This is a genomic window from Streptomyces sp. NPDC051664 (assembly GCF_044453545.1).
Classification (GTDB): domain Bacteria; phylum Actinomycetota; class Actinomycetes; order Streptomycetales; family Streptomycetaceae; genus Streptomyces.
Map to the genome: position 1 here is coordinate 352,457 of NZ_JBITCU010000001.1, position 18,985 is coordinate 371,441.

The following is an 18,985-nucleotide window of genomic DNA, read 5'->3' on the forward strand; positions in this document are numbered from 1 at the left end:
AGGCGCACGATGCGTGTCGCACGCCTCCTATGCGCTCTCCGCCCCGAAAAGGGGCGGTTGAGCTGGTGATGTCTTTACTGCACGAGGCCCAGCTTCTCCGCGGCGGTGGCGGCGTCGACCGGTACGGTGACGGGCTGCGGGGCGCCCGCGACGGCCCAGTCGGGATCCTTGAGACCGTTGCCGGTGACCGTGCAGACGATCTTCTGGCCGGGGTCGACCTTGCCCTCTTCGGCGGCCTTGAGCAGACCGGCGACCGATGCGGCCGAGGCGGGCTCCACGAAGACACCCTCCTGAGAGGCCAACAGGCGGTAGGCAGACAAGATTTGGCGGTCCGTCACCTCGTCGATGAAGCCGCCGGACGCGTCGCGCGCGTCCAGCGCGTACTGCCAGGAGGCCGGGTTGCCGATACGGATCGCGGTGGCGATGGTCGACGGGTCCTTGACGATCTCACCGCGGACGATGGGCGCGGAGCCCGAGGCCTGAAAACCCCACATTCGGGGCTTGTGCGTCGACATGGCATCCGCGGCGTACTCCGTGTAACCCTTCCAGTACGCGGTGATGTTGCCCGCGTTGCCGACCGGGAGGACATGGATGTCGGGGGCGTCACCGAGCGCGTCGACGATCTCGAACGCCGCGGTCTTCTGACCCTCGATACGGACCGGGTTGACCGAATTGACCAGCGCCACCGGGTAGTTGTCCGACAGCGAGCGGGCCAGCGTCAGGCAGTCGTCGAAGTTGCCGTCGACCTGGAGGATCTTGGCGCCGTGGACGAGCGCCTGGCCCATCTTGCCGAGCGCGATCTTGCCCTGCGGTACGAGGACGGCGCAGACCATGCCCGCCCGCACCGCGTACGCGGCGGCGGAGGCGGAGGTGTTGCCGGTGGAGGCGCAGATGACGGCCTTGGCGCCCTCCTCCTTGGCCCGGGTGATCGCCATCGTCATACCGCGGTCCTTGAAGGACCCGGTGGGATTGGCGCCCTCCACCTTGAGGTGCACCTCGCAGCCCGTGCGCTCGGAGAGGACCTGAGCGGGAACGAGCGGCGTACCACCCTCACGAAGCGTGACGACCGGCGTCGTGTCCGTGACCGGAAGACGGTCCCGGTACTCCTCGATGATGCCGCGCCACTGGTGGGTGCCCTTGCTGGTCATGGGTCCTTACTCCCCTTCAACACGCATGATGCTGGCGACACCGCGCACGGTGTCGAGCTTGCGCAGCGCCTCGACGGTCGCCGAAAGGGCGGCGTCGGGCGCGCGGTGGGTGACGACGACGAGAGATGCCTCGCCGCCTCCGTCCTGGCGACCTTGCTGGCGGACCGTGTCGATGGATACGCCCTGTTCGGCGAAGACCGTCGCGACCTGGGCGAGTACGCCAGGCTTGTCGGCCACGTCGAGACTGATGTGGTACCGCGTGACGACCTCACCCATGGGGCTGACCGGCAGACGCATGTACGCGGACTCACCGGGGCCGGTGGCCTCGTTGAGCTTGTTGCGGCAGACCGCGACCAGGTCGCCGAGGACCGCGGAGGCGGTCGGGGAACCGCCGGCGCCGGGGCCGTAGAACATCAGCTGCCCGGCGGCCTCCGCCTCGACGAAGACCGCGTTGTACGCCTCACGGACGGAGGCCAGCGGGTGGCTGAGCGGGATCATCGCCGGATGCACGCGCGCGGTGACCGACCGCCCGTCGGCGGCGCGCTCGCAGATGGCGAGCAGTTTGACGGTGCAGCCCATGCGACGGGCCGACGCGATGTCGGCAGCGGTGACCTCGGTGATGCCCTCGCGGTGCACCTCGCCGATCCTCACCCTGGTGTGGAAGGCGATTCCGGCGAGGATCGCGGCCTTGGCGGCGGCGTCGAAGCCCTCGACGTCGGCGGTCGGGTCGGCTTCGGCGTACCCGAGGGCGGTGGCCTCGTCGAGCGCCTCGGAGTAGCCCGCGCCGCTGGTGTCCATCTTGTCGAGGATGAAGTTGGTCGTGCCGTTGACGATGCCCAGCACCCGGTTGACCTTGTCACCGACGAGGGACTCGCGCAGCGGCCGCACGAGCGGAATCGCACCGGCCACGGCCGCCTCATAATAGAGGTCCCGGCCGTACTGCTCGGCGGCGGCGTGCAGAGCGGCGCCGTCCTCGGCGAGCAGCGCCTTGTTGGCGGAGACGACGCTCGCGCCGTGCTCGAAGGCGGCGGTGATGAGTGCGCGGGCCGGCTCGATGCCGCCGATGACCTCGATGACGACGTCGATGTCGCCCCGTTTGACCAGGGCGGTCGCATCGGTGGTGATCAGCGCGGGGTCGATCCCCTCCCGCGCCTTCGAGGGCCGGCGGACGGCGACACCGGCGAGCTCGATGGGCGCGCCGATGCGCGCGGCGAGGTCGTCGGCGTGCGTCGTCATGATGCGCGCCACCTCTGAGCCGACCACTCCACAGCCCAGCAGCGCCACCTTCAGCGGACGCGTACGCATCATCCGACCTCGTTTCTCATGCATGCTCATGTGTGGACCAGTCTCACTCACCGGACGGGAGTTTCTGTCACCCGTCCGGATCCTGAGACATCTATTTCATCAGCCGACATCGAGACGCAGGAGATCTTCCTCCGTCTCGCGCCGGACGATCACCCGCGCCTCTCCGTCGCGCACGGCGACGACGGGCGGGCGCAGCGCGTGGTTGTAATTGCTCGCCATCGAGCGGCAGTAGGCGCCGGTGGCGGGCACGGCGATCAGATCGCCGGGCGCGAGGTCGGACGGCAGGAACGCGTCCTTGACCACGATGTCACCGCTCTCGCAGTGCTTGCCGACGACACGTACGAGCATCGGTTCGGCGTCGGAGCGGCGCGAGACGAGCGCCACGCTGTACTCGGCGTCGTACAGCGCGGTGCGGATGTTGTCCGACATGCCGCCGTCGACACTGACGTACGTACGAAGGCCGTCGAGGTGCTTGATGGTGCCGACCTCGTACAGCGTGAACGCGGTGGGTCCGACGATGGCGCGCCCGGGCTCGACCGAGATCCGCGGGGTGGCAAGGCCGGCCGCCTCGCACTCGCGGGTCACGATGTCGCCGAGCGCCTTGGCGATCTCGTGCGGCTCGCGCGGGTCGTCGTCGGAGGTGTACGCGATGCCCAGACCGCCGCCGAGGTCGATCTCCGGCAGCTCGACACCGTGCTCGTCGCGCACTTCGGCGAGGAGCTGGACCACGCGGCGGGCAGAGACCTCGAAGCCGGCCATGTCGAAGATCTGCGAGCCGATGTGCGAGTGGATGCCGATGAGCTCGAGCCCGTCGAGTGTGAGCGTCCGGCGCACTGCCTCGGCGGCCTGTCCCCCGGCCAGCGCGATGCCGAACTTCTGGTCCTCGTGGGCGGTGGCGATGAATTCGTGGGTGTGTGCCTCGACGCCGACCGTCACCCGGATCTGGACGCGCTGCCGCTTGCCGAGCCGCTGCGCGATGTGCGACACGCGGACGATCTCCTGGAACGAGTCGAGCACGATCCGTCCGACACCCACCTGGACGGCCCGCTCGATCTCGGCGACGGTCTTGTTGTTGCCGTGGAACGCGATGCGCTCGGCGGGCATTCCGGCGTCGAGCGCGGTGGTCAGCTCGCCGCCGGAACAGACGTCGAGGTTGAGCCCCTCCTCCTTGAGCCACCGCACGACGGCCCGCGAAAGGAACGCCTTGCCGGCGTAGAAGACATCGGCGCCCGGTCCGAACGCGTCGGCCCAGGCGCGGCAGCGGGCGCGGAAGTCGCTCTCGTCGAGGAAGTAGGCGGGCGTGCCGAATTCCTCGGCCAGCCGGGTCACTTCGATCCCGCCGACGGTCACGGCGCCGTCGTCGTTGCGGGAGACGGTGCGGGCCCAGACCTTCTCGTCGAGGACGTTCAGGTCGGCGGGCGGGGCTGCGTAGTGCCCCTCGGTCAGGACGTCGGCGTGACGGGGACCGGCGGGGTGTGCGGATCGGCTCATGGTGTTGCTCTGCTCTCTCGGACTCTCTCAGAGGTGTTCGGGTGCGCTGATACCGAGCAGGGACAGGCCGCCTGCGAGCACCGTCCCGGCGGCTTCGGCAACGGCCAGCCGGGAGCGGTGGGCGGCCGAGGGTTTCTCGTCGCCGACGGGCAGCGGGGAAGCGGAGTCCTGGAAGTCGAAGAAGGCGTGTGCGACGTCTTCGAGATGCCGGGCGAGCCGGTCGGGCGCGCGGTGGCGGGTGGCGGCGGCGAGGGCCTCGGGGTAGTCGGCCAGCGCGCGCAGCAGTGCGGGTGCGTCGACATCCTCGTCGTACGAGCTGTCGAATCCGAGGAGCGCGGCACCGCGGGTCAGCGCGCGGGCCCGGGAGTGGGCGTAGCGGACGAGGAACAGCGGATTGCCGGCGCTCTGTACGAGCAGCTCGTCGCCGAGCGGGGCCCGGTCGTGCCCGGCCGGCCGCAGCAGCCCCCACCGGACCGCATCGGGCCCGAGCCGCTCCAGCAGCTCGCTCGCTGCGGCACCGGCGGGAAGAGGCCGGACGGCGGTGGGCGGCGCAGCCGGCTCCCCCGGGGCGTCGATGTCGACCCCCAGACGTGCCCAGTCGGGGTCGGGCGACCCGTCGCAGCCGGTGCGTACCACCGCGCCCTGGGTGCGCGCTACAGTGCGCAGCGCGTGGGCGGTGACCGCGGCCCGGACCTCGCGGGCATGGCTCAACTGCAGGATTTCCCCGGCGAACGCGTCCCCGTGCCCGTACCGGGCCCCTCGCTCCAGCACATCGCGTACGAGTGCGCCGCGCACCCGGGCATCCGCCGACGCGTCGAGCGTGAAGTTCAGGAATCCGGGCCCGGTGACCTCGACCCGCCCGATCCCGGGTGCTCCGGCGACCCGGTCCCGCAGGATCTCGGCGATCTCCCGGGCCGGCCGCGCGGCGGCCCCGGCCAGCTGGAGCGCGACGGCACAGGCGTAGTCCCCGCTACCGCCGGGCCGTGTCCGCTCCACTCGCACGCGCGCGGGCACGGGCACGCGCAAGGCTTCCTCGTCGACCGCGCGACGCACGGCGCGCAGCACGGTCCTGGAGAGCTCGGCGGGGGTCACGGGACAAGCGTATGGGAGGGAGGGGGGCGCTCCGCGACCCGGTTTCGCCATGCGGTCAGCCCGCGGCGCTCTCGGCCTTCCCGGCGCTCTGTCTGCCGTCGAGCGACGACGGGTCCTCCCTGTTCGCCAACTGCCGTACGAGCCGTACCAGCTCGCTCGGCTCGAAGGGCTTCGCCAGGAAGGCGTCGACGCCCGCGGCGACACCGTTGTCAACCTCGTACTGCGTACAGGCGCTGACGATGGCGACGGGCAGATGTCTGGTCCGCGGATCGGAGCGCAGGCGAGTGGCGGTCTGCAGACCGTCGAGCCGGGGCATGACTACATCGAGGGTGATCACATCGGGGCAGACCCGATGCACCAGGTCCAGGCACTCGACACCATCGGCCGCGGTCACGACCTCGAAGCCCTCAAGCTCGAGATTGACCCTGATCAACTGCCGGATGACCTTGTTGTCGTCAACAACAAGCACGCGGCCACACGCCCCTGACACACTCCGAGAGTAGGCGGGGCGTAGGGGCTGCGTCCGGGTTTTGCCCATTTCCGGCCCCGGACGGGTGGCGGCCGAGTGGCTCACGGACAGCCCGGCGGACGATGCGGCGGGGGGCATGTCGGCCGACGTGACGCGGACGGTGACCGTGTGGAAATACCTGTTCACAGACACCCCGCGGAAGCTGGTAGTGTTTCACCCGTCGCAGAGCAAGACAGCGACACGCCCCCGTAGCTCAGGGGATAGAGCATCGGCCTCCGGAGCCGGGTGCGCAGGTTCGAATCCTGCCGGGGGCACTTCAGTCCGGACAGCGTGATCAACCCGCTGACCAGGCAAAGTGCCAAGTACAAGGGGTCGGACCCAGTCTCACTGGGTCCGACCCTTTGTCGTTCTGTGTCACTGATCGCGAGTGAGTGGCGAGTGGGTTTTCAGGGGTGATCCCAGCTCACTCGCTGGTCTCCTCACCCCATCCCATGGACTTTTCGATCTTCCGGTTGTTCAGCTCCTCGTGTCCGTCGATGCAGCCTGCGTACCGGCGGTGCACCACCTCCGGCGAGTTCCCGGCGCGGCGGGACACCTCCGCCACAGGGACGCCGGCGTTCAGCCAGTTGGTGATGCAGGTGTGCCGCAAGTCGTACGGCCGGTGGGCCAGCGGCGAATCGGTCTTGTCCGGCGGCAGCGCGTAGGGACGGGCTTCCTGCCATACCCGCCAGTAGCTGGTGGAGCCGAGGACTCCCCCGCGCTCGTTGGCGAAGAGCCGACCGTCCTTGGCCGTGCTGAACTCCTCTATGTGGGCGCGGAGCATGGCGACCAGCACGGGCGGGATCGGCACTGGGCGGTCGGTGTTCGCCTCACGTGATTTAAGGCCGCGCCGGTCGTGCCGGAGACCGGAGTCCGTCCACTTCGTGCCGACCACCGGGCGTGTCTCGCGAAGAGTCAGGGTGCCCCACCCCTTTTCGGGGAGGTAGCAGTCCTTCTTCCGGAGCCCTACCGCTTCGGCCGGCCGAAGCGCGGCGTAGAGCTGGACAGCGAAGAATCCGACCAGCCTACGGCCGCGATTGCGGTGAACGCTCCCCACGTACGAGACGGCGGTCAGAAGCTGCACGCCTTGGTCCTGATTGACCAATACGCGAGGGTCCACCGTGTCCCCCGTACGCGAGCCGTTCCGCCGAATGTTGGCGAGCGGGTTGCTTTCCAGGTATCCCGCTTCGATCGCGTACTCCATGGCCGTGTTCAGGCCCCGTCGGCGGCGTTTGTACGTCTCCCCCGCGGCTGGCTTGTCATCCAGCTTGAAGGAGAGCCGGTACTGGACGTCCCGCAGAACCTTCGGGTCCAGCAAGGAAGAGAGCGGCAGCGAATGCAGCGCGAGCCACGTACACGCGGCCAGCAGGTCCGGTGGCGGCTCTTCGTCCTTGTGGGCAGGCACGACACGCCATCGCATGGCGTAGCGGACTTCTTCCGGCGTCGGCGCGTTGGCTCCGTCGCCCATCATGGCGAGTGCGGTCGTTGCGAGGCTGTCCGCGATGCCCTCGCGGGTCTTCGCGGCGGTACTGCGCCAGCGAGCGGCCATGTACTCGGGGCAGAAGTCCCACCACTTCGGGTCCGGCCTGGTGTTCCCCTTTTCGGCGGCGGCGCGGAGTTCGGATTCCGGGAGACCCGTATCCGTATCGAAGGACTCGCCCTTTCGCATGGCCTGCCAGAGTTCCGAGCGGCGGCTCTGCGCGAGCGCGTCCGTGGTGAAGCTCGCGGTCTTCACCTTTCCGGCGACGATCCAACGGAGCTGATAGGGGGCTTTCTTGCTCTTCACCTTGTTGACCTTCCACACCCTTACGTCAGTGGAAAGGTCAGCGGCTTTGGACCCTCCCGGGCGAGCGCTCCCGTGCACGCCCGGAGTGCCACTCCGGCGATTGTTCACGCGGTCTCCTCAAGACCGGTGATCCACCGATCCAATTCCGAACGCCGGATGCGGACGGCTCCGTTCGGCAGCTTGATGGCCTTGGGGCCTTTGCGGAGCTGCCGCCATCGATAGAAAGTCGCGCGGGGAACACCGATCTCCGTGATGACCTGGGAGATGGTCAGCATCTCGTCTCGGGCCACAGTCAGATCCCTCCCTGTCGCCCGGCTCGGGCAGACCGATCGGACAGCCCGGACAGCTCCAGTTCTGACTGTCCGGGTTGTTTGTGCTGGTCAGGTGGGGTGACCGGACAGTCGGACAACTGGGACACCTGGTGGGTGGTCTGTGTCCGGGTGTCGGTGTCCGGGTAGTACCGGCCACTCCCGTCCTTGGTGAGCTGTCCGTCGGTGGCCATGCGGGAGCAGGTGCGCCGGACCGTGTCCGTGTCGACCTGCGGGAGTGCGTCGGCGATGTCCTTGGGCTTGGCGCCGGGGTTGGCCCTCACGTGCCGGAGGATGGCGGCTCGGGTGTCGCCGATGGTGTGGTCGGACGCGGGCCCGTCGAGCAGGTGCCAGGCGCCGGAGGCTTCCTGGAACTGGAGGGCGTATTCGGCTTCGTTCACGTCGCGGCCGGTGACGTGCAGGATGCCGTCGGCCTGTCCGCGGGCCCGCTTGAGTACGAGTGTGGCGTCAGCTGCTCCGGCGATGCCGTTGGTGCCGGAGACCTCGGTGAGGAAGTCCTCGGACGCCATCTTGCGGACGTGGTGGACCAAAACGACGGCGATGCCGTAGTGGTCCGCGAGGCGTTTCGCGTAGCCGACGGAGACGTAGTCCGCGTCGTAGGCGGACACGCCTTGCGGGGCCTGTCCACGCATCTTGGCGAACACGTCAATGACGACCATCCGGGCGTCCGGGTTGCGCTCCAGCCACTGCGCGATGGCTTCGCTGCCGCCTTGCGGGAAGGGCGGGCATTCGGTCACCAGGGTCAGACCGGCCGGCGCCTTCTGCCCACCGAGCAGCTTGCCCATCCGGGTCTTCAGCCGACGCGGGGTGTCCTCCAAGGCGAGGTAGAGCACCGGGCCGCCATCGACGGGCACGGAGTCGAACGCGTGACCTCCGGCCGCGACGGACAGACCTAGCCCAAGGGACAGCCAGGACTTGCCGACCTTGGGCGGTCCAGCGAGCAGGCTGACGCCTTCCGCGAGGATGCCGGGCACCGCCCATTTCGGCTCGGGGAACTCCGTGGCCATGAGCTGGTCCGCGGTCCACGCGGTCCGGGGCCGCTCCCGCACCGGGGATGCCGTGGGAGCGGGCTGCGGGCCGCTGGGGACGGAGTACAGGTGCAGCGGGGGGATCGGGGATGCGTTCATGCCGCCACCTGCCGGGGCCGGTTGGCTCCGGCCCGTAGGCCGGAAGCGATGGTGCGGCGTGCCTCGCGCTCGCCCTGGCCGACGCTGAGCGCGGCGGAGACGAGCCAGCCGGTCACGTCATGTTCGTCCAGCCCTCCCCCGGCGACCAGTTGCCCCAGGGCAACGGAGGCGATGTAGAGCGCGGTGTTGTGCTGGTGCGGGCCGGAGCCGGTCACGCGGGCCAGCTCCCCGTCGACCGCGGCCCGCAGGAACGCAGAGCGCCGGTCATGTGCGGCGAGCGCGATCGTGACCGGCCGCTGCGGAGGCAGCGGCGCGGGGCGCAGCAGCTCAGCGAGCCAGCCCGGCAGCGGAGCAACGGGAGCGGCGTGGACGACTTCGTAGGGCCGTCCGGCAAAGGTGCTGCCTGCGCCGACCACGAGTCCGCCCACGGCCCGGGTGTCGACCTTCCAGCCCAGCCCGCGTGCGCTGTCCCCAGCGGTGTTGCGCAGGGGTTCGCCCTCCGGGGCTGCGAAGTACAGGTGCGTGCCGCCACTCCAGGTGCGGACCGTGTAGGTGTCGGCGGGGAAGGGCTGGCCGTGGCGCTCGCAGAGCACGGCCAGCACGTCGGCGCCATCGGTGACCCCGTGTTCGGCCCAATCGGCCGGCGGGTCGTCCCGCGGGTGCTTGGGCCGGTCGAGGTCGAGGACGACCAGACCGGATGGGCCGGTCGCCACGCCCACGTTGTACGCGGCGCGCGTCCAGCACCGTTCGATACGCCCGGGGTCGGTCGTGGCGCGCTCTTCCCAGTTCCGGATCGCGGGCGGCTTGTTGCCGGGGATGAGCGGGAAGACGTGCCATCCGCGGCGTGCGGCGTGCAGCGCCGCGGACAGCAGCGCGGGGTTGCGGTCATGCGTCATGCTGGTGGTTCTCCTGTTTCTGTCGAAGGGACGGAGAGCCGAGGCGGTCGCGGTCTTGTGGTGAGAGGCGACCGCCTCGGGCGTATCCAGGCACCGGGGGGTTTCGTGGACGGCGACCTCATCAGTGAGCGGCTGCACCGGAGAATCAGGCGTGACTTCCCGGACCAGGACGTAGCCAAGGGAGTCGTTGGTGCGTTGCGGGTGCTGGCTGCCGAACTGTCGAGTAGCCGGCAGGGCACCGAACGGCTTCCGGCAGCCGCCGTATTCATCGCTGCCGGAGATCTCAATCGCTTCATCTCAGCGATCCGGCTTGCCCGGGAGGACTGGCGCGACTTGCTCGTGGCCGGTGACCTCGCTGATGAGGACTGGCCGTCCGTGCTTGATCAGGAACTAGACGCCCGCGCCTGACCGCTTCTCGATCGGGCGCACGCTCAGTCGAAGGGACGGAGAGCCGAGGCGGTCGCGGTCTTGTGGTGAGAGGTAACCGCCTCGGGCGTAGCTACTGGTTCGGCTTGGGCAATTCGGGCAGTCCTGCCCGGGTGAGGGCCTGCGGGTCGAAGCCGGGCAGGGCGGCGCGGGCCGTGAGCGCCTGCGCGAGGGCGTCGGCGTAGGCGACTGATTCGCGGGCCACCTCGATCTGCGTGCGGCTGAGCAGCAGCTCCACCCGCTCGATGTGCGCCTGGTCCTCGCGCCGGACGGTGGTCTGCCGCTCGTACGCCATGGTGTCGCGGCGGTCGGTGCGCCAGTACCGGGCGGCGATGCCGTACGCGACCGCGGTGGCGAGCACCCACAGCAGCAAGGGCAGCGACAGGCCGTCGGCGTATCCGGCGACTCCGGCGAGTGCGAGGCCGCCGGAGGTCGCGAACCCGGTCGCGGCGAGGACGCCGTCGCCTCCGCCGCGTCCTGCGGCGGCGAAGGCGCCGGCCGTCGCGGCTCCGGCCGCGAGGACGACCATCAACGCGGCGTTGCCGACAGAGTGTTCGGCGCCGTTCGCGTTCCAGATCCGCCCGAGGATGAGCACGGTGGACGTGGCAACAGCCGGTGCCGCCTTCGGGGCCGCGACAGCGACCCAGTGGCGGGCGACGATCTGACCGTTCATTGCGGGGTCCTCCTACAGGTTCGGGATGGCTTTGATGACGGCGGTGGTGAGTTCGTTGATGGGTCCGGAGGCGCCGGTGGAGGCGAGGAAGAACCCGAACATGACGGCGATGAACGCGGAGCCGTAGCCGAGGGTGTTGGAGCGGAGCAGGAAGAACAGGACCAGTCCGAACAGCAGGACCAGGGAGACGGTGACGGCCACGACGGGCCCCTTTCCGGTGGTGTGGTGGTGCAGGACCGGTGGTGGGTTAGCGGGTGCCGTCACGGTGGAGGCGGGCGGCGATGTTGTAGAGGTGGCGGCCGACGCGTATCCGCTTGCCGGTGGCCTTGCAGCGACGGCAGTCCTTGCCGCGCCTGGCCTTGCCCTTGCGGTCGGTGGTGATGGCGTGGCCCATCCCGCGGCACTTGCTGCAGTTCCCGAACGGGGATGCCGCACACAAGCCGGTGTAACCAAGAGTGACGAGCAGGAGGAATGCGCTAGCGAACAGGGCAGGGGTCATCAGGGGCCTCCAGGGCCTGTTTCAGGGGTCTTCGCAGGTGAGGCGCTAGCGGCTAGCGCCCTGATCAATGCGGTTTTGGGCGCTAGCAGTGCCGCTAGACCTAGCGGGGTGTCCTGCTAGGTCTAGCGGCGAAATCCACTCAGCCCGCGTCCCGGTTTCCGTCACGCTCCGCAATCGAGGTGAGGATGTGGGAGCGTTCGATGCCGCGCCGGTTGGCGCCCTTCCCGGCTTCGGTCTTGCCCCACACCTGGCCGGTGCTGATGCCGTGCGGCTTCAGAGCGGCGGCCAGTTGCTCGGGCTCCCAGCCGCCGTACACGTCCGGCCGCAGCTCGGCGAGACGGGCCACGACGACCTCGGACCACAGCTTCGGCTCTTCGGCCGGCACGACGGCGAGGATGTCGGTGAGCAGGTCGAATCCGCTCGACTCGCGGTCCTCGAACGTCTCACCTGCGGCGTGCCCGGACAGGGTTCCGGCGGCTTCGCGCAGGCGGCGGGCCCGCAGCCCGATCACCTCGGCGGTGCGGGCGTCGACGTAGACGGACGAGACGATCCTCGCGTCGGCGCCTTCACCGACGAAGTAGTGGATCCCCTTGTCCTTCCACGAGAACATCGTGGCCCGGATCCCCCGCTTGTAGCTGGACGTGCCGAGGACCATGTCGTTCTCCAGCTGCCCCATGACCTTCAGGCACCACCGGGCCGACGCGTTCGCGCTGATCCCGGTCGGCAGGGCCTTTGCGTCCGGGCGCTGCGTGGCCAGGAGCAAGACGATGCCGGTGGCGGGGCCGCGCTTGACCAGGTCGGTGCAGATTTCCTCGAACTCCCCGCCGTGCTTGGGGTGCTCGAACCACACCTGGCACTCATCCACGCCGATCACGATCGGGTGCAGTCCGAGCTTGGGCTTGTTCGCCAGCTCGGACGTCACCTTCGACTCCGGGCAGATGTCCCGCGGCAGGGACCGGATCATCTTCGCCCTGCGGCGGAGTTCGGTGCGCAGTTCTCGCAGGTCAGCGAGCGCGTACTCGATGTCCTCGTCGTCGTCTCCGGCCCGGTGGCGGTGCGAGACGCGCTCACCGACGGGGTCGAGGTCGCCTGTTCCCTTGAGGTCGTAGGTGTGCAGTTCGGCCCGGGTGTCGAGGGCGGCGATGAGCAGGAGCAGGCGGAGCAGGAATGTCTTGCCCATGCGGGGGATGGCGCCGATGACGCCTGCGATGTACATCAGGGTGATGTCGACCCAGCGTCCGCGCTGGTCAGTGCCGAAGGAGACCGGCTTGAACAGGTCGACGGAGCCGCCCTTGATCAGGGGCCATGCGGGCTTGGTAGCGGTCGACATGTCCTGATCACCGACCCACAGCACGAGCCGCCCGGTGTGCTCGTCCGGCACCGCTTCGGGCCACACGCAGCCGAGCGGGCGGCGCAGGCCGGAGGCGAGCTTGTCGCGGCGCTCGATCACGTCGGTGACGGTCACGCCGTAGGGGAGGTCTCCTTCCGCACGCCATCCGGGGCCGTCGCGGGTGATCGGGGCGGTGAACGTGAACCCGTCCCGCCCCTTGCTCTGCACCTGGTTGATCGCCGTGATGCCCAGCGCCCCAAGCGCCCGCAGCACGATGTCACTGGTGAGCTTGGGTGCCTTGGTCATCTCCACAGCCCGGGTGATGACCGGTGCGTCGGCCTGAGTGCCGGCCGACCCGAGCGCCAGCAGTACCGCCCCGACCGAGAGAGCCTGCACCCAGCCCGGTGCGAGGACATAGATGGCAAGCGCGGCACCCAACCCGATGAACATGGCCAGGACCGTGATCAGGGACCGCAGCCGCACCCGGCCGTCGCGCTGCCGGGAGAGCTTGAGGTACTCGGCCGTGTCCTCGCGCCGGACCGAGGCGAGTCGGACCGGCTCCCCCTCACGGTCAGCGACCCACCGGAGTGTCCCGCCCACGAACTTCGCAGCGCCCCGTGGCGACTGGAACGCGAGCCGCATCGCGTAGTACGGGGAGCGCACAGCGTGGTACCCGGCCAGGTGCCCGTAGTGCCCTGTGGCCCACCGGGTCGCGGTCCGCAGCTCGGTGGTGGAGCGCAGCCACAGGGGGATGATGGCGCGGCGCTTTGCGCTCATGATCCGCCCCATGAACCCGGGGTCGATCGGCTGTGGCCCGTCAACCAACACACGCTCGGTCGGGTCGCCCGACTCACGGAAGCGGGAGTCGGCCGACGGACCGATGTGTGGGTCGGCCGACTCGGTACGGGCCGACCGCGCCTTGTCGAGGTCGACCACATCCGCCCCGGAGTCGGACCCGGGGTGGCTGGCCATGTCGGCTTCGAGTCGGTTGAAGAGTTCGTTCTCGTCGTCGTGGTTCACTGACTGTCCTTCCCGGACAACTGGGGTTGGAAAGGGGTCCGGACAGCGCTTTGGACGGCCTACCGTCCGGACCCCGCTTTGGCGGGAGCTGTGCATTTCAGGCGGCGCGCTGTTCTTCGGGATAGGCGCAGGCGGGGCACATTCCGAGCGAGATCGGGATGCAGTACCCGGCGTCCGTGCAGCACTTGGGGCAGGTCCGGCGGGCGGTCATCGCCTTGGCGAGTGCGGCGGTACGGCCCGGTGTCATGGGGCGTACGGGCTTGGCTATGTCGATGCGGTAGAGGTAGGCGACCGACACCCCGGCCGTGCGGCGGCGGGAGCGGCGCATCACCTGCGCGGCGACCGGCTGACCACCGGGCCGCAGTCCGCGGGCGCGCAGCTGGCGGCGGGTGGCGTAGCCGTCGGGGGCGTACGTCCACGGGAAGGTCGGTATGCCGTGCAGGGCGCCGGTCGGGTCGTAGCACTTGCCGAACGTCGGAGACATCAGGCCGCCACCCCCGGGCCCGATTCGGCACCGGAGCCGCGGCGGCCGGCACGACGGCCGGACCAGGTTGCGAAGAGCCTGCCAAGCCCTGCCCGGCGAACACCGGCCCGCCCCTGCTTTGCCGCATACATGGCCTCATCGGCCCGGCGGAGCAGCCCGGACAGGTCTTCGCCAGGGTGGTCGGCGGCGCGGACCCAGCCAAGCGACACCGTGGTCTGCACTGCGAGGTCAAGGCCGTCCGCGGGGCGGGCGAGGACCCCGTGCAGAACCGCGAGTAGGTCGGCGGCGGTGCCGTGGTTGTCGATGACGACCGCAGCGAACTCGTCACCGCCGAGCCGTCCGGCAACGCCGTGACGGCCGACGTAGTGGGCCAGCCGGTCAGCGGTCGCCTTCAACAGCGCATCCCCGGCTGCGTGGCCGAAGCGGTCGTTGATCTGCTTGAAGTGGTCGACGTCCGCGAGGACCACGACCGCTTGCGGGTTCTTGAGCAGGGTGGTGGCGCGGCGGGTGAAGCCGTCGCGGGTGCGGAGCCCGGTGAGCGGGTCACGGCGGGCAGAGTGCAGTTGGCGGCGCATCCACACCGTGTGGACCAACCATCCGGACATAAGCGGACCCGCGGCAGCAAGGGGCGTTAAGAGGCTGCTCATGCCGCCACCGCCCCGGTGCCGTCGCCGTTGTTGTCCCGCTCGGTGTCGGTTTCGACGCCGTGCAGCGGGGTGGCTGCGGCCCGTTCGGCTTTGAGGGTGTCGCGCAGGGTGCGGGCGGTGGCCTGCGAGACGTGTACCGCGGTGCGGATGCCGTCCGCGGTCAGCGCCGCGTCCGGCCAAGCGGTGGTGATCTCCCGAGCCTCTGCCACGACCTGTTCCGGGGTCCGTTTGCCCTTCGCCTTGCTCTGAGTGCGGCGCGCGGTCCGCTTCGCGGACGGCTTCGGCTTGGCCTCGGGGCCGCCGTTCTGCTCCGGCTGCGGCTTCTCGGTGGGCGGCTCTGCCTCACTCGGAGGGTTGAGCTCCCCGAGCTTCATTAGCACCCGCTCCGGGCGGGGTGTCTTCGACCGCCACAGGCGGCCGTGGCGCTCGCGCAACTCGGCGCGGGCCAGCAGGCATTCCCGCTCTCGGGTCAGCGCATCGGCGTAGGAGGTGATCTCCCACAGCGTCATCCGGCGCCACAGGGCGAACGTGGAGGGAAAGGCGAGCAGCCAGCGGGAGGCGCGGATCTTGTCCATGCGCCGGCCGGTCACCGCACCGATCCGCACCGCGTAGATGTGGGCGCCGATCTCGGAGAACACCACCCACAGCAGCGGCATCGTCCCGTGCGCGACCTTCGCCCATGTCCCGTGGCCGGCCGAGACGTTCAGGCCGCAGGTCACCAGGGTGAGGACCCAGGGCACGAACCGCACCCAGGCCAGCGCCATATCCATCCGGATCAGCAGCAGGTTCGCCACCGAGAACACCGGGATGGACACGTCCATACCGACCGGCACCATCCACGGCTCACCAAACCCCCACCGCAACGCAGCAGCCGACACCGCGTCGAACGAGGAGATCAGACCCAGCCCGCCGACACCCGCCGCAGCGAGAGCGCCAAACCCGGCCAGTCCCATTTCCGGGCGGGTCAGCGGCGGAACCGCCGACCGATCCGCGGACTGCGTGGTGGGCATCATGCTGCTGCCGCCTTCCGGGACGGCCGACGGCGGCCGACCAGCCGCGGCAGCGGGATCACGTTGAACAGCTCCGGCGCGAACGCCTCGATCGCCTCCGCAGCGACCCGGCTCACGCGATCGGGAAGGTCAGGGTTGTCGGCGAGGATGTCGCGGGCCGCATCCATGCGGGCCGCCCGCTCCATCTCGCTCTCGCCCTCCACCCCGAGCCAGAGGTCAACCGGGGTGCCCAGGGCCAGTTCCACAAAGTCGGTGTCCGAGACGACCTCGTGGCCGCCGATGAATGCACGCATTGAGCACTCCTGAACTCGAAGAGACGGAGACCCGGGCGGGCGTGGCCTTGTGGTGAGAGGCGACCGCTCCGGGGTGAAGCCGTAGTTCCGGCTCCCCTCAGCCCCGCCCGTACGAGACGGGCAAGGGAGGCAACCGGCCGCAGGCCGATGCGCTGCGAAGTGGTTGAAGCTGCGCTGTTCAGCGCACGGCTCTCGCCGCGCGCGCCGCCTACTTGGGCCAGGAGAGGCGACGAATCCCGATTCAGTTGTCAAGGAACGAACGCTTCCTTCGAACCCGCTTCACGGGGCGCTCCGGGCGCAGGCAGTGCGGTTCTCTCGGCTTCACCAGTGCAGGCGAGTCCTGGAGCGTGATCCAGATTGACCTAGGTCAATTACTCACAGAGGAGAAGTTACCTAGGTCGATCCGAGTCGTCAAGGGGAGCGCCAAGAGTGAAATTGACCTAGGCCGGTTAGGCTCGACTCCATGGAGAAGAGCCCCGGCACACCGCGCCCTACGGCCAAGGACATCGCGGCGGGCATCCGCCGCCAGATCGTCAACGGCGACCTCGGCCCGGGCGATCAACTGCGAGCCGCCCGCGAACTGGCCAAGGAGTACGGGGTCACCTTGGTCAAGGTGCAGAACGCCTATCGCGAGCTCAGCGAGGAAGGTCTCGTGTTCTCCCAGCAAGGGCGCGGCACCTTCGTGATCGACCCCTCGCGGCCCGTCGAAGATGGGCCGCGCGGAGGGTCGGCGTTCGTGTCGCTCGCTACGGAGATCAGCGCGATGCACGAGACGATCCGTCAGCTTGGGGCGCGACTTGAGCGCCTTGAGCAGATCGTGAACTCCGGTGGGTCAGCACCCGCTCAGTGACGACATCGGCCCGCTGGACCAGTCGAGTCGCCTCCATACGCACCATGCTGAGACTCGCTCTGATCAGGGCGCACTGAGCTGGGGTAAGTCCCGCTCCACTGCTCTGCTGTTCGAACGTCTCCGACATGCGAGACAGCTTGGGCGCGGAAACAACGATGGACCCGGACACATTGTCCGGGTCCATCGTCTTTGCAGCTCAGCAGTGTTGACCGTACGTCACTCCATCGCTCGATCAACGGCATCCAGTACTGCGGTCCACGGGAGTTCGCGCCCGGAGGACGCCTCTCGCGGTTCGTACAGCGGCCACACATCCGGTCCGTAGACGAGGTGAACTTGCGCTTCGCGCAACGCCTCAAGGTGGCGTCGCCAGGCAGGGTGACGGGCGTGGGCCGCATTAACCCGAGGGAAGACCACGACAGGAAGTCCGAGAGTCCCAATGGCTTCGGCCACCTGCGTCAGCGCCTGATTGTCCGCGATACCCATCGCAAGCTTGGCGACTATGTTCGCGCTGGCAGGAGCGACCACGTAGCAGTCAACGGGCGGATGCGGCCGTACGTCTCCAGGTAGCCGCGGCTCATCCCGCACCGGGAGACCGGTCAGCTTCTCCAGCCGCTCCACCTCGCCACTCATCCGGAGCCAGTTGCCTGCGGTCGGCGTCAGCGTCACGGCCACCTGCCATCCGCGTGCCATCGCAGGCTCGACCAGCCCGGTGCGGAGCGCTTCCACTCCGCCGGCCGCCGAACCCACGACTCCGAGAACTCCGCGCTTCGCCGCGCTCACTGCACCGCCCTGCATCGTTGAGCCATCACGAACACCTCGGACGAGCGCGAGCCCGCAGTTATGGGGGACTGCTTGGTCAGGTCTCGCAGCGTCTCGCGCACCCTGGGATTGTTACGCACGAGCTGCGGCGCCGTCCGTTCGGCCGTGCGCAGTTCCGCGAAGGCGTCGTCCCCGTGCCCCCCGAGCGAGAGCGCGCGGGCGAAGTCGATCCGATGCGAGACGCTGCGCTCTTGGGGCATGTGGTCCACGTTGATCCGGCCGTTCTCCACCACGTACGCGACGTTGTCGAGATCCAGTTCAATGGACAGCCGGTGCAGCAACACGTTCGTCGGGCCGAAGCCGGTCTGCCAGTAGTTCTCATCCGAGCCGAGATCGTCTGCAAGCTCTTCGGCACGGTCCAAGAGCCGGGTAGCGGTCGGACGGTCCTGGTGTCGCGCTGCGGCGACAGCGGCCCGCAGGTGAATCATGCCGAGCAGGCTCAGCGCGGCCGGATCACTCTCCGCTACTCGCGGGGACAGCCAAGTCGACGTTACGTCGCCGAGCTGCATCGCTGCCTCATAGCGGCCGTTGGCGAGCAGGGCGTGTGTTCCCGATCGGGCGGCCGACGCCAGCACAAGCGGGTCATCGGACGCATCTGCCGCTTGCATCGCGCGCTCTGCCGCGAGCCATGAGATATCGGACTCCCCGATCTTCGCGAGCGTCGTGGCGGCGAGGTGGTGCGTGCGGGCCGACACCGCCCAGCAGTCGTGGCGATCCTCCTCGCGGCGCGCCGCGCGATCCTCCAACTCTTGAGCGGTTTGGAGCAGCGCAGGAAGGGCCGCGATCACGCTGCCGAGTCGACCGCCCTGGTAGTCATTCCACGCATTCTCGACGCGCACAGCGGCCGGAGCAGGGGTCGGGAGCTGAGCACCTGCCTCCGGCCCGAACAGAAGTCGGGAGAGCCGCCGCGGACTCATGAGCGCGTCGCGGACGGCCGGCACATCGTCCTGCTGCTTCTCGTCCTCCACAAGCATGGACTGCCCTACCAGGTCCCCGAGGGGCACCCGCAGGATGCGCGCGAGCTCCGCGAGCATGTCGATCCGTGGCGGCCTGCGCCGACCGGACTCGGCTTTCGCCAGCCAGTCAGTGCTACGGCCGACCAGCCCGGCCAGCACCTCTTGCGTGTATCCGCGGCGCTTCCGATAGAACGCGATTCGTTCGCCGATGCTGAGGTGATCTCCAAGACCACGCATGGGGTGTTGCCTCCCGCTGCTGAGTAGGGGCGCCTTCACGGTACCGACGCGGTGGTGAG

At 69.2% G+C, this 18,985-nt stretch carries 21 protein-coding genes and 1 tRNA gene; 3 read left to right on the forward strand and 19 right to left on the reverse strand.

What is annotated here, in order from left to right; genetic code table 11:
* Positions 1-74: 74 nt before the first annotated feature.
* The 5 genes from thrC to ACIA8E_RS01595 form a co-directional block, all read right to left on the reverse strand.
* Positions 75-1,148: a threonine synthase gene (gene thrC / locus ACIA8E_RS01575; protein WP_399293067.1), complete on the reverse strand. Its 1,074-nt coding sequence runs from the start codon at positions 1,146-1,148 to the stop codon at positions 75-77.
* Positions 1,149-1,154: 6 nt separating this feature from the next.
* A complete protein-coding gene (locus ACIA8E_RS01580) occupies positions 1,155-2,456 on the reverse strand; it encodes a homoserine dehydrogenase (protein ID WP_399293069.1) in 1,302 nt (433 codons plus the stop codon).
* Between the two features lie 96 nt (positions 2,457-2,552).
* Positions 2,553-3,944 (reverse strand): diaminopimelate decarboxylase, encoded by a 1,392-nt coding sequence (gene lysA, locus ACIA8E_RS01585; protein WP_399293071.1) that lies wholly within the window; start codon positions 3,942-3,944, stop codon positions 2,553-2,555.
* Positions 3,945-3,971: 27 nt separating this feature from the next.
* Positions 3,972-5,036 (reverse strand): ArgS-related anticodon-binding protein NrtL, encoded by a 1,065-nt coding sequence (nrtL, locus tag ACIA8E_RS01590; protein WP_399293073.1) that lies wholly within the window; start codon positions 5,034-5,036, stop codon positions 3,972-3,974.
* 55 nt (positions 5,037-5,091) lie between these two features.
* Entirely contained in the window at positions 5,092-5,574 is a 483-nt protein-coding gene (locus ACIA8E_RS01595; RefSeq protein WP_399293779.1) for a response regulator, read from the reverse strand.
* Between the two features lie 173 nt (positions 5,575-5,747).
* On the opposite strand from ACIA8E_RS01595, the gene ACIA8E_RS01600 reads away from it, so the two are divergent.
* Positions 5,748-5,819: transfer RNA gene (locus tag ACIA8E_RS01600), tRNA-Arg, on the forward strand.
* A 149-nt stretch (positions 5,820-5,968) separates the two neighbouring features.
* Here the strand turns inward: ACIA8E_RS01600 and ACIA8E_RS01605 are convergent.
* The 4 genes from ACIA8E_RS01605 to ACIA8E_RS01620 form a co-directional block, all read right to left on the reverse strand.
* Positions 5,969-7,330: a tyrosine-type recombinase/integrase gene (locus ACIA8E_RS01605; RefSeq protein WP_399293075.1), complete on the reverse strand. Its 1,362-nt coding sequence runs from the start codon at positions 7,328-7,330 to the stop codon at positions 5,969-5,971.
* Positions 7,331-7,434: 104 nt separating this feature from the next.
* On the reverse strand, positions 7,435-7,626 hold the full coding sequence (locus ACIA8E_RS01610) for an AlpA family transcriptional regulator (RefSeq protein ID WP_267007958.1): 192 nt from the start codon (positions 7,624-7,626) through the stop codon (positions 7,435-7,437).
* On the reverse strand, positions 7,623-8,786 hold the full coding sequence (locus tag ACIA8E_RS01615) for an AAA family ATPase (RefSeq protein ID WP_399293077.1): 1,164 nt from the start codon (positions 8,784-8,786) through the stop codon (positions 7,623-7,625). The genes ACIA8E_RS01610 and ACIA8E_RS01615 overlap by 4 nt, the downstream gene beginning before the upstream one ends.
* Positions 8,783-9,682 (reverse strand): bifunctional DNA primase/polymerase, encoded by a 900-nt coding sequence (locus ACIA8E_RS01620; protein WP_399293079.1) that lies wholly within the window; start codon positions 9,680-9,682, stop codon positions 8,783-8,785. Before ACIA8E_RS01620 ends, ACIA8E_RS01615 begins: the two co-directional genes overlap by 4 nt.
* 105 nt (positions 9,683-9,787) lie before the next feature.
* Here ACIA8E_RS01620 and ACIA8E_RS01625 point away from each other — a divergent pair, with 105 nt between their 5' ends.
* Complete coding sequence (locus ACIA8E_RS01625) at positions 9,788-10,090, forward strand: hypothetical protein (RefSeq protein ID WP_399293081.1); 303 nt, start codon at positions 9,788-9,790, stop codon at positions 10,088-10,090.
* 91 nt (positions 10,091-10,181) lie between these two features.
* Here ACIA8E_RS01625 and ACIA8E_RS01630 read toward each other — a convergent pair whose 3' ends face one another.
* The 8 genes from ACIA8E_RS01630 to ACIA8E_RS01665 all read right to left on the reverse strand — a co-directional run bounded on the left by ACIA8E_RS01630 (position 10,182) and on the right by ACIA8E_RS01665 (position 16,064).
* On the reverse strand, positions 10,182-10,781 hold the full coding sequence (locus ACIA8E_RS01630) for a hypothetical protein (protein ID WP_399293083.1): 600 nt from the start codon (positions 10,779-10,781) through the stop codon (positions 10,182-10,184).
* A gap of 12 nt (positions 10,782-10,793) precedes the next feature.
* Positions 10,794-10,982, reverse strand: coding sequence for a hypothetical protein (locus ACIA8E_RS01635; protein WP_328887064.1), 189 nt, complete (start codon positions 10,980-10,982; stop codon positions 10,794-10,796).
* Between the two features lie 46 nt (positions 10,983-11,028).
* Positions 11,029-11,280 (reverse strand): hypothetical protein, encoded by a 252-nt coding sequence (locus tag ACIA8E_RS01640; protein WP_399293085.1) that lies wholly within the window; start codon positions 11,278-11,280, stop codon positions 11,029-11,031.
* A gap of 139 nt (positions 11,281-11,419) precedes the next feature.
* Positions 11,420-13,630 (reverse strand): cell division protein FtsK, encoded by a 2,211-nt coding sequence (locus ACIA8E_RS01645; protein ID WP_399293087.1) that lies wholly within the window; start codon positions 13,628-13,630, stop codon positions 11,420-11,422.
* 97 nt (positions 13,631-13,727) lie between these two features.
* Positions 13,728-14,114, reverse strand: coding sequence for an RRQRL motif-containing zinc-binding protein (locus tag ACIA8E_RS01650; protein WP_399293089.1), 387 nt, complete (start codon positions 14,112-14,114; stop codon positions 13,728-13,730).
* Complete coding sequence (locus ACIA8E_RS01655; RefSeq protein WP_399293091.1) at positions 14,114-14,761, reverse strand: GGDEF domain-containing protein; 648 nt, start codon at positions 14,759-14,761, stop codon at positions 14,114-14,116. The genes ACIA8E_RS01650 and ACIA8E_RS01655 overlap by 1 nt, the downstream gene beginning before the upstream one ends.
* The gene (locus ACIA8E_RS01660; RefSeq protein ID WP_399293782.1) at positions 14,758-15,771 is read right to left on the reverse strand and encodes a DUF2637 domain-containing protein; all 1,014 of its coding nucleotides are present in this window, start codon (positions 15,769-15,771) and stop codon (positions 14,758-14,760) included. Before ACIA8E_RS01660 ends, ACIA8E_RS01655 begins: the two co-directional genes overlap by 4 nt.
* Complete coding sequence (locus ACIA8E_RS01665; protein ID WP_399293093.1) at positions 15,771-16,064, reverse strand: hypothetical protein; 294 nt, start codon at positions 16,062-16,064, stop codon at positions 15,771-15,773. The genes ACIA8E_RS01660 and ACIA8E_RS01665 overlap by 1 nt, the downstream gene beginning before the upstream one ends.
* 463 nt (positions 16,065-16,527) lie before the next feature.
* Here ACIA8E_RS01665 and ACIA8E_RS01670 point away from each other — a divergent pair, with 463 nt between their 5' ends.
* A complete protein-coding gene (locus ACIA8E_RS01670) occupies positions 16,528-16,914 on the forward strand; it encodes a GntR family transcriptional regulator (protein WP_399293094.1) in 387 nt (128 codons plus the stop codon).
* A 216-nt stretch (positions 16,915-17,130) separates the two neighbouring features.
* On the opposite strand, the gene ACIA8E_RS01675 is transcribed toward ACIA8E_RS01670, so the two are convergent.
* Positions 17,131-17,694, reverse strand: coding sequence for a flavoprotein (locus ACIA8E_RS01675; protein ID WP_399293096.1), 564 nt, complete (start codon positions 17,692-17,694; stop codon positions 17,131-17,133).
* On the reverse strand, positions 17,691-18,926 hold the full coding sequence (locus ACIA8E_RS01680) for a helix-turn-helix domain-containing protein (protein ID WP_399293098.1): 1,236 nt from the start codon (positions 18,924-18,926) through the stop codon (positions 17,691-17,693). The genes ACIA8E_RS01675 and ACIA8E_RS01680 overlap by 4 nt, the downstream gene beginning before the upstream one ends.
* Positions 18,927-18,985 lie beyond the last annotated feature (59 nt).

Bases quoted from the DNA above. Each gene is read 5' to 3' on its own strand.
- ACIA8E_RS01620 (WP_399293079.1), bottom strand. From the start codon at position 9,682: ATGACGCATGACCGCAACCCCGCGCTGCTGTCCGCGGCGCTGCACGCC.
- ACIA8E_RS01680 (WP_399293098.1), bottom strand. From the start codon at position 18,926: ATGCGTGGTCTTGGAGATCACCTCAGCATCGGCGAACGAATCGCGTTC.
- ACIA8E_RS01640 (WP_399293085.1), bottom strand. From the start codon at position 11,280: ATGACCCCTGCCCTGTTCGCTAGCGCATTCCTCCTGCTCGTCACTCTT.
- ACIA8E_RS01650 (WP_399293089.1), bottom strand. From the start codon at position 14,114: ATGTCTCCGACGTTCGGCAAGTGCTACGACCCGACCGGCGCCCTGCAC.
- ACIA8E_RS01580 (WP_399293069.1), bottom strand. From the start codon at position 2,456: ATGATGCGTACGCGTCCGCTGAAGGTGGCGCTGCTGGGCTGTGGAGTG.
- ACIA8E_RS01615 (WP_399293077.1), bottom strand. From the start codon at position 8,786: ATGAACGCATCCCCGATCCCCCCGCTGCACCTGTACTCCGTCCCCAGC.
- ACIA8E_RS01670 (WP_399293094.1), top strand. From the start codon at position 16,528: ATGGAGAAGAGCCCCGGCACACCGCGCCCTACGGCCAAGGACATCGCG.
- ACIA8E_RS01595 (WP_399293779.1), bottom strand. From the start codon at position 5,574: ATGGGCAAAACCCGGACGCAGCCCCTACGCCCCGCCTACTCTCGGAGT.
- ACIA8E_RS01630 (WP_399293083.1), bottom strand. From the start codon at position 10,781: ATGAACGGTCAGATCGTCGCCCGCCACTGGGTCGCTGTCGCGGCCCCG.
- ACIA8E_RS01665 (WP_399293093.1), bottom strand. From the start codon at position 16,064: ATGCGTGCATTCATCGGCGGCCACGAGGTCGTCTCGGACACCGACTTT.
- lysA (WP_399293071.1), bottom strand. From the start codon at position 3,944: ATGAGCCGATCCGCACACCCCGCCGGTCCCCGTCACGCCGACGTCCTG.
- ACIA8E_RS01655 (WP_399293091.1), bottom strand. From the start codon at position 14,761: ATGAGCAGCCTCTTAACGCCCCTTGCTGCCGCGGGTCCGCTTATGTCC.
- ACIA8E_RS01660 (WP_399293782.1), bottom strand. From the start codon at position 15,771: ATGCCCACCACGCAGTCCGCGGATCGGTCGGCGGTTCCGCCGCTGACC.
- thrC (WP_399293067.1), bottom strand. From the start codon at position 1,148: ATGACCAGCAAGGGCACCCACCAGTGGCGCGGCATCATCGAGGAGTAC.